This is a genomic window from Tichowtungia aerotolerans, from assembly GCF_009905215.1.
Lineage (GTDB): Bacteria > Verrucomicrobiota > Kiritimatiellia > Kiritimatiellales > Tichowtungiaceae > Tichowtungia > Tichowtungia aerotolerans.
Map to the genome: position 1 here is coordinate 2,198,738 of NZ_CP047593.1, position 12,680 is coordinate 2,211,417.

General features: G+C 52.3%; 6 protein-coding genes. 3 read left to right on the forward strand and 3 right to left on the reverse strand.

What is annotated here, in order from left to right:
* Window positions 1-35 precede the first annotated feature (35 nt).
* From GT409_RS09085 to GT409_RS09095, 3 genes are all read right to left on the reverse strand, one after another.
* On the reverse strand, window positions 36-3,413 hold the full coding sequence (locus GT409_RS09085) for a PAS domain S-box protein (RefSeq protein WP_160628786.1): 3,378 nt from the start codon (window positions 3,411-3,413) through the stop codon (window positions 36-38).
* 177 nt (window positions 3,414-3,590) lie between these two features.
* Window positions 3,591-5,849 carry a response regulator gene (locus GT409_RS09090; RefSeq protein ID WP_160628787.1) on the reverse strand — a complete coding sequence of 753 codons (2,259 nt, stop codon included), beginning with the start codon at window positions 5,847-5,849 and terminating at the stop codon, window positions 3,591-3,593.
* 179 nt (window positions 5,850-6,028) lie between these two features.
* Entirely contained in the window at window positions 6,029-8,707 is a 2,679-nt protein-coding gene (locus GT409_RS09095; protein WP_160628788.1) for a hybrid sensor histidine kinase/response regulator, read from the reverse strand.
* A gap of 140 nt (window positions 8,708-8,847) precedes the next feature.
* On the opposite strand from GT409_RS09095, the gene galE reads away from it, so the two are divergent.
* The 3 genes from galE to GT409_RS09110 are packed head-to-tail and all read left to right on the forward strand — an operon-like array spanning window position 8,848 to window position 12,679.
* Window positions 8,848-9,828: a UDP-glucose 4-epimerase GalE gene (gene galE, locus GT409_RS09100; protein WP_160628789.1), complete on the forward strand. Its 981-nt coding sequence runs from the start codon at window positions 8,848-8,850 to the stop codon at window positions 9,826-9,828.
* A 20-nt stretch (window positions 9,829-9,848) separates the two neighbouring features.
* Window positions 9,849-11,207 carry a type II secretion system protein GspD gene (locus GT409_RS09105; protein WP_160628790.1) on the forward strand — a complete coding sequence of 453 codons (1,359 nt, stop codon included), beginning with the start codon at window positions 9,849-9,851 and terminating at the stop codon, window positions 11,205-11,207.
* A 2-nt stretch (window positions 11,208-11,209) separates the two neighbouring features.
* Window positions 11,210-12,679 carry an efflux RND transporter periplasmic adaptor subunit gene (locus GT409_RS09110; RefSeq protein ID WP_160628791.1) on the forward strand — a complete coding sequence of 490 codons (1,470 nt, stop codon included), beginning with the start codon at window positions 11,210-11,212 and terminating at the stop codon, window positions 12,677-12,679.
* Window position 12,680: the final 1 nt, after the last annotated feature.

Here is a 12,680-nt window from a genome sequence, read left to right on the forward strand (position 1 = left end):
TCTTTTGCCGAACTCTTCCGGGAAATAGTTTCCGGCTAAAGCGAATGTAATGGATAGGCATTTTCTCTGCCCAGCTCTCCGCACAGAGAATTTATTTCACGTTTCAACTCAATCATCCGCAGCTCACGACCGGTTGCCGCTTTGTTGAAACGCCGAAGCTCATCCAGACGCTGGTGCAGGGCTTCTTTTGCATTTTGACGTTCCGTGATATCCGTATGAAAAACGACCGCTCTGCGCAGTTCATAGCTCGTCTGGCTGACAGAGCTGACGTGAACACTGAACCAGTAGTTTTTATCTGCAGTTTGGCATGGGTATTCCAGTTCGAAGGATGTTGATCGGCCCGCCAGTACATCTTGCAGTCCTTGAGAAAACGTCTGTATCTGTTCAGATCCGTTGTCGCAGGCCGTCAGATAATTGGCCCCTTCACAGGCGGCGGATTCGTTCAGCCCGTTTTGTGCTGCAAATTTTCTCCACGCTTTGTTTACCAGCAGAATCTTTCCTGATTCATCAAGAAGAGCAATGTGGGCAGTCATCCCGTCCAGGGTGGATTGCAGAAATTCCCTGGATTTTTTCAGTTCCAGTTCGGAGTTTTTACGATCACTGATATCAGAAGCAATTGAGATCAAACGGTCCGGTGTTCCATCTGGGTTGCGGATAAGTGAGACGGTCAGGTCTATCCATATAACAGAATTATCTTTGCGGATGTATCTTTTCTGCATCGAGTATGTGGAGAGTTCTTCATTCAGAAGTTTTTGAATCAGCCGGAGGTCCTCGTCCAGATCATCGGGATGGGTGATTTGCTGGAAGGACAGGTTCAGCATCTCTTCTTTGGAGTAGCCGGTGATTTCACAGAGCTTCTTGTTGACGCCGATCCAGTGGCCGTCCGGAGATACTTCTGACATGCCGACGGCTGCCATTTCAAACAGGGAGCGGAATCGTGCTTCGCTTTTGATGAGCGCCTGTTTTGCTTCCCTTTGTTCTGTAATGTCATAATTGATCCCGATCATGCGGGACGGATTGTTTTTTTCGTCGCGGAGCATTTTTCCGATCCCGCGAAGATATCGTACTTTTTGGTTGGGGAGGATGATGCGGAATTCGCAGCTCAGTTCGGTTTCCCCTTTTTCAGCACGGTCGGATATAGCCTGAACGCTCTCGAAGTCATCAGGATGTATCGATTTTTTCCAGAGTTCGGAAGCATCCTCAACGACGGAGTCTGTTCCATAGAGCTCAAACATGCGCTTGTCCCAGATTAATCGTTTTGTGACCAGATCGCGTTCCCATACACCAATATTTGCAGCATCGGCTGCAATCTGGAACCGGGCTTCACTTGCTTTCAGTTCTTCTGCGGTTTTTTTGCGCTGTTCAATGTCACGCACATTGGCAATCACGCGGGTCTTTCCGCCAATCTTTGTTCCGGAAATGCTGATCTCCACCGGGAACGTTCTTCCGTTCCTGCGCCGGACGATTCGTTCAAAAAGCGAGGAGTGCCCTTGTGCTGCACGCCGGATGATCTGCATGTCCTGATCGTTTGTGGAATCACAATCTTCCGCTTTGAGAGCGTCGATGTTTACGGTTCCAATTTCATTGCGGCTGATTCCAAACATTTGTTCGGCGGTTTTGTTGAAATCCAGAATGGCACCGGTTTCGGGGTGGTGGATGATGACTGCGTCACTGGACGAGTTGAGGACCGCCTGTGCATATTCTTCTGCCCTGCGCAGTTCCGCGGTGCGCTGTTGGACTTTTTTTTCGAGCAGGGCAGGGCGGTTTGCCAAAATGCCGATCAATGAGGTCAGCAGCAGGGTCAGCAGCAGGCCGCCGCCGAAGGCCATTTGCGTGTCGCGGTACGGGTTGGCAGCCAGCCATCGCTTTGTAGGCATGATATGCACAGCATAGGTTTTTCCGAAAGCAAACGCCGGCATAGTGAAAGTATCGTATTCACTCTGTTCAGGACAGCGTTCGGAACAATTCTCATCCGTACAGGCGAGCAGGGTGGAGGCGGCGCCTTCCTTAAGTTCGTGCAGGGAGACCTTTTGGTCGTACTGGTCAACATTGGCCAGCAGTGCAGGAAGTTTCACGATCTGCTCTGGAAAAATCGAGAAAGCAACTGTGCCCTGATGCTTTTCAGATGAAACGGCATGGTAAATGGAAAGGGTTGTATTGGATCCAGTCCGGATTGGTTTGCTGGCTACAGCATATCCGGATTGAGCAGCTTCGCTGAGAGCTGCATACAGTATGGGATCGGATGCCGCATCAAAGCCGCGGAACTGTCGTTGTTCTGACGCCGGTTCAACAAAAAGAACAGGATAGCAGATGGGACGGGCTTCCGTTTTGACGTCAGTGTGTTGAGTTCCCTGTTCCCAGATCCGATAATTGCTCCATCCGTTTTCGGCCTGAACCTTTTTTTCAAAAGCATCGCGCTGAGCCGTTTTTATATGCGGAATCCATTCTATTTTTTGAGTAATGGTTTCGTTCAGTATGGGGCTGCAAAGGATCGAAAATTCCCGGGCGGTTATTTGTTCACTGGATTCAAGCATCCTGGACATCAGCGTCAGGTTGTTTTCCAATGTTCGGAATGTATGGAGGATTGCTGATGCACTTTGCAGAGCATGGGACCGGAATGTTTCATCTCGGTTTGAATTTTCTCCATGATAAACCAGCCAGGTAATCCCAATGGTCAGAAGCAGGAACGCTGCGGCGCAGGTGATTGCTTCTGTGTGACGCAGTCTGCGAGAGGTCAGGCGATGGCGGTTTTTCATGACCACCCAGCCGGCAATCAGAACCAGAAGAGGAATCTGGGTAATGATAATGGGAAGCCATTGTGCGGTTCGCATTCGTTTGTTCCAAATATCGGCACTTTGGCAAAGAACGATGTTCATCAGGGCTTTTCCGGTCCGGGGGTGGATGACTGGAGCGGACGCCCGTACAAAAATTCCGAATTCATCCTGAACCGGTCCCTGAATCGACGGGGTTGCGGTGAGCAGAGAGTTCACGTCTGTTCGGGTCGGCTGCTGGAAGACTGTACCGGCTGGAGTGGCGCGCGGATCAGTCTGCGGCAGGCTTTCGGGGCCGAAAACAACCTGGCCATCTTTAAGAGCAAACGAGCCAATGAATTCGGCGCCTGTCATTTCAGAAAAATCATGCAGCTGGCGGGTGATGCGAAGGAATTCCGGGCGATTCTGATCGGCTTCAGTAAACGAAAGTTCTGATGCTTCTTCCGGCGGGATGGCTGCCGCCAGCATTTTTACCTGGCGGGCCAGCTCCTTGCGCATCCGCAGGTCAATATGGGATCCGGATTGTTTGGCTCCCCAGATGCCTGCGAGAAACAGCAGAATTGCGGAGATGCAGAAGATGCAGTTTTTTTTTCGGTGAAGATCGTTTCGGATCCCGTCTAAAAATAATTCTCGCTCTGTCATGTCTGCCTTTCAGGAAAGCTGACGAAAGTCTAAAGATTTTTTCAGGAAAAGTCATGAAATTCTGCCTGTTTTCCAATGTGTGGAAAACACATGCAGTCAGATTCTGCAATGAGCAGGGGCGTCGGCATCGGGGCTTTGGAAGACCGGACAGAAAAAATCCAGCGTCTGGACGCCGGATCAGGTGGATTTGAATTCCTGAACTTTCCAGAGGACTTCTTTCAGTTTGACCAGTTGAATCGGTTTGGTGAGGTAGTCATCCATTCCGATGCTGATTCCGTGCTCACGCTCTTCATTCGAAGCATGGGCGGTCATGCCGATGATCAGGGGGCGCGGTTTGCCTTTGTAGCGCTGAAGGATTTCGATGGTGGCGGTCAGTCCGTCCAGTCTGGGCATTTGAATGTCCATCAGAACCAGGTCATAGGAGTTGGCATCCACCGTCTCGAGCACTTCAACACCGTCGCGGGCGAGGTCAGCCTGATAGCCGAGCTTTTCAATCATGCGCAAGGCCACCTTCTGGTTGAGCAGGTTATCTTCCGCCACCAGAATCTTCAGCGGTGATACGGTTTCGTTTGCATGGGCGGCGGAAACGGTCTGACTGTAGTTTTTGCTGCAGCCCTGAAGAATATCAATGATGGTTTGATACAGCATGGCCGGTTTGGCCGGTTTCGTGATGTAGGCCGAAATTGCGAGCGACTCGTCCGGTTTGTCGAGGCCGACGGATGTCAGGACAATAACTGGAAGCTCTTTGTCCGAACGAAAATCCCGGACCATGTGGGTCAGTGTTGCACCATCCAGTTCCGGCATTTGCATGTCGGTAATCATCAGGGCGTATTTCCGCCCGGACTGAATGGAGTGAAGTGCATCAATGGGCTTACTGAAGATGACAGGAGTCAGGCCCCAGCGCGTAAGCTGAGCCGAGAGAATCGTCAGGTTGGTGGCGTTATCGTCGACAACCAGAACATTCCGCGTTTCAAGGTCTTTGAGGTCCAGGTCGGAACGGAAGGAACGCACCTGTCGTGCTGCCGGAGTAGTAATGGTGAAGCGGAAGATGGAGCCGACTCCGGGAACGCTTTCCGCCCACATCTTTCCTCCCATCAGTTCGCTGAGGCGCTGGCTGATGGATAAGCCGAGACCGGAACCGCCGTACTGCCGGGTCATGGATGCGTCTGCCTGAGTGAACACGAAGAAAACCTGCTTGAGTTTTTCCGGTTCAATTCCGATGCCGGTATCACGTACTGTGAACTCCAGTTCATGGCCGCTGTCCTTTTGGCGGGCCGTCACCGACAGCCCGACTTCACCTTCGTGGGTGAACTTAATGGCGTTGCTGAGCAGGTTGATCAGGATCTGGCGCAGGCGCCCGGCATCACCGCGAATCACGGAAGGAACATTGCTGTCGACGTCATAAATAATCTCAAGGTTTTTTTCTGCGGCCTTTGTCACCATCAGGTCCAGTGTATCTTCGACGCATTGAGACAGGTCAAAATCCTGTTGCTCCAATTCCATTCGACCCGCTTCGATCTTTGAGAAATCGAGTACATCATTGATCAGGGTCAGCAGCGCTTCTCCACTGACCCGGATAATGTTGGCCGAATCGCGCTGTTCTTCGGAAAGGCTGGTTTCCAGCAGAAGATCGGTCATGCCGATGACGGCATTCATCGGTGTGCGGATTTCATGGCTCATATTGGCCAGAAAAGAGCTTTTGGCTTTTGCGGCTTCTTCCGCGGCTTCCTGGGCTTCTTCACGCAGGATGATATACCGGTGGATACGGTGGGTTGCGGTTAGGATCGCGATGACTCCAATCAGCCAGATGCTGCCATAGCTTAATGCTGCAATGCGGGTTTGTCCGGATGTGATGGCTTTGTAGGGCCTTAGAGGAATGGATACGCTGATGCCTCCGTGGATATCTCCAGTGGAATATCCCTGGTTCCCATGGCATTTCAAACAGCTTTTTTCTGCGGTCAGCGGCCGCATCAGCCGCAGGTATGGTTCTCCGTTCAGTTGATTAAGGGTGGTGACTTCTGTGACTCCTTGTCTGAATGATAAAAGAGCCTGTGTTTCCCATTCATCCGGTGCGTTTTCGGGCCGAAGAGGGTCGAGGCTTGTGATGTGGCCGATAATGCCGGCTTCTTCGCGACCCATTTCATGCACCTGCCGGGTCATATAGGCGGGGTTGATCAGGGTCAGCTTGCGACCGGACGGCGTTGTGATGTCGCGCTCGTCGGTTCCGCTTAGATAGGGATTGGGTTGAGTTTCTTCTGTAACTGGAACGTATGTACCTCCATGCAGGGAGCTCCAGTGACGATAAAGGTGGTCCCTTTGAAACTGGGCGCGCGCAGCCATGGTTGCGGCAGTCATTGTTCCCTTGCGTTCGTGATAGACGGCCCAGGAGAATGATGTGCCCAAAGCGACAGACCAGATGAGAATCAGAAGAATCACCAAGCATCTGACTTTGCAGACAGGCTTTTTGTTCGGAGTTGTAGAGTGCATGAATACCGCCGCTATTATAAGATAGCGGACGACGATAGATGTTTTCCGATGCGTTGACAAGGCGCATGCTTAATGCTTCGGTGGAGTCGGATCGATCGTATGAGATTTTTTCCTGATGTTCTATCGGGCTATGTTTTGCTGTTCCCGATGATTGCGGATGTTCGGGTGAGCATTTCTTTCAGTTTGGTGAGTTGAATCGGTTTGGTCAGATAGTCGTCCATGCCGGCGGCAAGTCCGCGTTCGCGTTCCTCATTGGATGCATGGGCGGTCATGCCGATGATCAGGGGGCGTTTTTTGTCTTTGAAGCGGCTGTGCAGTTCCTGGGTGGCGGTCAGGCCGTCCATGCGGGGCATCTGGATGTCCATCAGGATGAGGTCATACTCTTTCTGATCGACCTTCTCGAGCGCTTCAACGCCGTCATGCGCGAGGTCGGCCTGGTAGTTCAGTTTTTCAAGCATGCGCAGGGCGACTTTTTGGTTGAGCGTGTTATCTTCTGTAACCAGAATTTTCAGCGATTCGGCGCTGGATGGTATTGCTGTTGTCCGAGCTCTGTCGGATGACGGGGTGGACCCGTATCCTTGCAGGATGCGCTCAATGTCCTGGTGCAGCTGCGCCGGTTTGACCGGTTTGCTGATACAGCTCGAGATATGGAGTGTCTCGTCCCGCCTGCTCAGTCCGGTCGAGGTCAGCATAATGATTGGCAGCTCGTTAGCCGGGCGGAGTTTTCGTACTTCGCGAACAAGCTCTGTCCCGTTCATGTCCGGCATTTGCATATCCGTAATCATGAGTGAATATGTCCGGCCGGATTGAATGGACTCCAGAGCTTTTTCGGGAGTGTTGAATGCCACCGGACAAAGATTCCAGCGAGTCAGCTGAGCGGAGAGGATTTTCAGGTTGGTTTCGTTATCATCTACAATCAGCACATCACAATGATCGATGTTAAAGGAATTCTGGTTGGGCCGAATGGTTTTAATCTGCCGGGCGAGCGGGGTATACAATGTGAAATGGAAGCAGGACCCTTTGCCGGGGATACTTTCTGCCCACATGCGTCCGCCCATCAGTTCGCTGAGCCGGCGGCTGATGGAAAGCCCGAGTCCGGTGCCGCCGTATTGGCGGGTTGTGGACGCATCCGCCTGAGTGAATGTTTCGAAAATGTGATCGATCTTTTCCGATGGAATTCCGATTCCGGTATCCCGCACGGAGATTCCAATTTCATATCCGTTATCTCTGGGCAGGGCGGTAACAGAGACCACAATTTCTCCCTCCCGGGTGAACTTAATTGCATTGCTCAGCAGGTTCAGAAGAATCTGCCGCAGGCGGCCGGCGTCGCCCTGGATAATTGCCGGAACGTTTCCAGCCATATCGTAAACGATCTCAATGTTCTTTTCGGCAGCTTTGGGGACCATCAGGTCCAGCGTGGTTTCAACACACCGGCCGAAATCAAAGTCCTGCTGTTCCAGCTCCATACGTCCCGCTTCAATTTTTGAAAAATCCAAAATATCATTAATCAGGGTCAGCAGTGCTTCGCCGCTGACCCGGATGGTCTCTGCGAATTCTTTCTGTTCCGTGTTAAGCGGCGTTTCTATCAGCAGGTCGGTCATTCCAATGACGGCATTCATGGGGGTGCGGATTTCATGGCTCATATTTGCCAGAAAGGCGCTTTTGGCCCGCGTGGCGTTTTCGGCCGCAGCCCGGGCGTCGTCCAGCTGAAGGTTTTTGTCTCGGAGTTCTTCCACGGTATCCTGCAGATCAATCCGAAGGCGTCGTTCGCGCATTTCGGACCGCGCCAGCAGATAACTCGCACCGAAAGCCAGCAGAAGGAGCATGAGAGAAACTTTGATTCTCAAAACAATATGTTCGCGCGGGCTGGATACGTAGTATCTCCTTGGAACAAGGGAGACAACCTTCCAGGTGTATTTCGCGGCATTGATTGCATATTTTTCCGACTCTGAATGCCGCTGGTTTTCTGGGTGATGGCTGCACTCCAAAAGCGGGTAGACGGTCTTAAACGTCCAGAGTCCGCTTTTGGTTATAAACTGGCCTGCTTCTTTGTCTTCGATCTGTGCCCATGCATCAGGATATTGCCGGGCAACCGTTTGGTCGGGCTGGTTCAGCATGAATCCCCATTCCGAGTCCGGGGATGGTCCTTTCAGCCAGTATCCTTCCTGGTTCAGCAGCCATGCATGCCGCTGATCGTTCTGGGTTCGCTGTGTGAAACTGGTCAGCAGTTGCTCTGCACAGTAATTCAGGATCACCACGCCGCGCGTCGCTCCGTTGCTGTCAACGGCTGGTGTAGAAAAACGAATGACCGGCCGGACAGGAATTTCGATGCGTCCGTGTTCAATGTTCAGGTCCAGGGGAGATGTGAAAATGTCTCCGGCTTTCAGCTTCACTGTGTCCTGGAAATAGTAGCGGTCGCTTTTATTCTGGAGCGCAGGCTTCGGAACGGTTTCCTGCTGGTCTTTTGTCCAGTTGATCCGGATCTGTTCCTGTCCGCTTATATCCAGAAAACGCACCTGGTTATATATCTGCTTAATGTCTGCAAACGCCATCCACTGAGGCGCAAGTTCTTGAAGCGCCTGCGGATCGTCCATGTCGATGGACTGGCATTGATTCGCCAGATAAAGCAGGTCTCCCCGAACGGCTTTGATCTGCTGGTTAAGAAAAGCCTCGCCGATATCAACCGGCGTTTTTGCCTGCATTCTTCGCTCATTCTGCAGGTTCTGTCTTTCTGCGCGGTGAAGCATGACCGTTCCAAACAGAATCAGCAGCGCTGCCGGCAGAAATAAAATGAAAGTTTTGCGCATAAATTCTCCATGAGTGCAATAGCGCGCATATCTTACTGTCTTTCAAGAAAATATCAAGGAATGCGACCGTCGTAAAAGCTTGGCGGATTGGGGAAGGAACGCTATCTTTCCCGGCTCACTTTCATACAAAGGAGAGATTCATGAAGGTTCTGGTGGCCGGTGGTGCCGGTTATATTGGTTCTGTCACAACAGAGATGCTCTGCGATGCCGGACATGAGGTGTCGGTTTTTGACAATCTTGAGCGCGGGCACCGCGCTGCGATTGATCCTCGGGCACAGTTTATTCAGGGGGACCTGCGCAGGCCGGAAACCATCGAAGCGGCGCTCAAAGAATCCGGTGCCGAGGCAGTGATTCACTTTGCCGCATACATTGAAGTCGGCGAATCCATGCGTGACCCGCTTCCCTTTTTCGAAAACAACGTCAGTGGTTCGCTCAACCTGATGAAAGCCATGGTGGCGGCAGGCTGTAAAAAACTGATCTTTTCGTCCACCTGTGCCACTTACGGCACTCCGGAAAAAATGCCGATGGATGAAACCCTCCCGCAGAAGCCGGAAAGCGTCTACGGCGAATCCAAGCTGCTTTGCGAAAAGATTTTCCAGTGGGCGGAACAGATTCATGGAGTCGAATGCGTCTTCCTGCGCTATTTCAACGCCTGCGGAGCGACTGAAAAATACGGTGAAGATCACAGCCCGGAAACCCATCTGATACCGCTGATCCTTCAGGTGCCGCTCGGCCAACGCGAAAAAATCTTTATTTTCGGGGACGACTACGACACGCCCGACGGGACCTGCATCCGCGACTACATTCACATTCGTGACCTCGCACAGGCGCATATCCTGGCTCTCAAACCAGGTATCAGCGGCGCGTTTAATCTTGGCAACGGCGACGGGTATTCGGTGAAAGAGGTGATCGACGTCGCCCGTGAAGTAACCGGACATCCCATTCCGGCAGATCTTGAACCCCGCCGTGCCGGCGACTGCACCCGTCTGATTTCCGATTCTGCCAAAGCCAGGGAAATCCTCGGCTGGAAGCCGGAGTATGCTGACCTGCGCTCGATTGTGGAAAGTGCCTGGAACTGGCACCAGTCGCATCCCGCCGGTTACGGCGACAGATCGGAATAACATAAACCCAAGGCAATCTGATGAAACGGATCATACTGATATTCTGTTGTATCGTGTCTGCTGCTGCATTTGCTCAGCAGCGACCCGAAGGCACTGGGCAGCGCCGTAAACTCTCGGCAGAGCAGATCGCCGCGCTGAAAGCCCGGAAGGCTGAACAGGACAATGGGGCATCGAGTGCGTCGATGGATGCTGAAGCGGCGGCTGCGGCGGATGAGAATCAGGAAAAATATGATGACATCATGGGCAGCTTTTCGGAGCTGGCCATGCAGTTCTCCAGGGAAGAGGAGAGTTCGCTCGATCTGTTTGTTTACGAATGCCGGCATATCAGTGCGGAATCGTTTGCCCGGGCAGTAGAGCCGTTTCTGTCTGTGAACGGCGAAATCTCGGACTGCGAGGAAGCCGATCTGGTGGTGATTTCCGATGAGAAAAAACAGATTCCGCAGCTGAAGAAAATTGCGGAGTCCATTGATCGTCCGGTGCGGCAGGTGCTGGTCAGCGCCAGTGTGGTTGAGTTTCAGGTAACCGATGGTTTTGAAAAGGAAATCAGCCTTCAGTACAACCAGTTTAAAAACATGGGAGCTCTGGATAATTCCGCATCAGGGGCTGCTGCAGTGTCTGATGCGATGGAAGATATCGGGAGCCGGGTTCTGGACGCTTTCTTTCCGACCGGTGTGAATCCGGCCACCCTGAGTGGGCAGTCATCCGCCGTCTATTACGATCAAGAAGAGCAGCTCATGGTTTCGGGCTTCCTGACGTTTCTGGACAGCAGCGGAACGGCGCAGATCTTGTCGGCACCGTCGCTGGTGATGCGTCGCGGCCATACCGGCAATATTCTTTCCGGTGAAGATATTCCGATTACAAAATCCACGCAGAACTCCGCCGGCACCAATTATTCTGTCGATTACAAGTCCGTCGGCATCAAGCTGTGGGTAACCCCGGAGTCTATTTTTAACGATCGCGTTGTGCTTGAGGTGAAACCGGAGGTTTCCAACATCATTCGTTACGAAGAATCTGCTGCCGGCCGCAACCCGGTGATTGCCATTCGTAATGCCAGCACGATGCTGGAAATGAACGACGGGTTCATGGTGTCGATCGGCGGCCTTTTGCGCGAAGAGCAGATTGAGAGTCAGAAGCAGGTTCCAATCCTCGGAAGCATTCCCCTGGTGGGAACGCTGTTCCGTTCATCATCCAGTGAAAAGATCCGGTCGCAGCTGGTCATTTTCCTGACGGTCAACATTGTGGACCCGGCCGATCTTTCGGTGGATACGATTGCCGATGAAATCCCGCCCAAGCTTCAGGAACAGGTGGATGCCTCGAGGCAGGCGTTCCCGCCGCAGAAGCGGTCCGTCTGGGGCGGAATCAAAAAACTTTTCCGGTGAAAATGATGCGAGGTTCTGTTCGTCCGTATATGTGCTGCCTGTTTGCGCTGAGTCTTCTTTGCGGCTGTGGAAAGAAGAAAGACAGCGATAAACAGCTCGATCAGGTTTATGAGGTAACCCGCGGCAGTTTTAATATTGTCATTTCCGCCAACGGAACGCTCGACGCCATCAAACGCTACAATATCGAAGCCCCGCCTGTTTCCAAAAAGGGGCTTGATATTATCGAGGCGGTCGAAGACCAGACGCCGCTGAAGAAAGGGGACCTCATCGTTGCGTTTTCCGACGAAAACTATCTCGATGAGCTGGAATCGCAGGAGATCAAAATCGAAGAGGGCGAGAAAAACCTGATGCTTGTGGAACAGGATTATCAGATGAAAACCGCCGATAGCGTCAGCCTGATTAAGAAAGCAACCGATACTCGTCGGGATTGCGTGGAGGATCTCGAAAAATATATTAATGAGGATGCGCCGCTTCAGAAAAAAAATCTGCAGCTGGCCGTCGAAGATGCGCGAATCAGGGTGGAGGAGGAAAAAGAAAACCTGGCGTCCCTGAAAGAGGACCTGCTGACGGCTTCGATGGGAGATGAGGCTGCCCGCACTAAAATCGAGGATCAGATTGAAACTTCAAAGGAAAAGATCGAGGACCTCGAGGCGGGCGAGGAAAAAGCGATCTATAACCTGCGGATGTTTAAGCAGTATACCTATCCCCAGAAATCCCGTCAGTTGGAGCAGAATCTGGTTAAAGCAGAAATGGACCTGCAGAAACAGCTTGTTAATGCCACGTCTCAGCGGATTCAGCTGGAACGAAAAATTGATTCGCAGAAACAGGTGCTTAAGACGCAGCGCAAACAGCGGGAGGATCTGCTTGAAAATATTGCGATGCTTAAGGTGACGGCTCCGGTGGATGGGGTGGTCAGTTATGGCAATCCGGATCCGCGCCGCCGCAACCAGCAGCAGAAAGATATTACCGTTGGCACATCCATGCGTCCGTCAGAGCTGATCGGAACGATTCCCGATCTGAGCCGCCTGGTGGTCAATCTTGATGTGCCGGAAGCGGTTCGCTCCAAGATTGATATCGGGATGCGCGCCGAGATGCGCATCAAAGCGCTGCCCAATGTCCGGTTGTCCGGCGAAGTCACCAAGATTGCGGATATGGCTTCTCACCTGAACTTCTGGGACCGCACCAGCCCGAAAATCTACCCCACGGTCATTTCCCTGGATGAGCACAACGCCGCATTGCGCCCCGGAATGAGCGTTGAGGTCGACATGATTTCTGAAGAAGTTCACGACGTGGTTTTTGTCCCGGTTGAAGCGCTTTTTGCCAAAGAGGGCAGCATTTACTGTCGGGTTCATAAATCCATGCGTTCGGAAGAACGGAACGTGAAAATCGGCAGGAGCTCCAGCAGCTTTGTGGAAATTACGGAAGGGCTGGAGCCCGGGGAGAAGGTTCTGCTGATCCGGGAGGAGCTGTAGA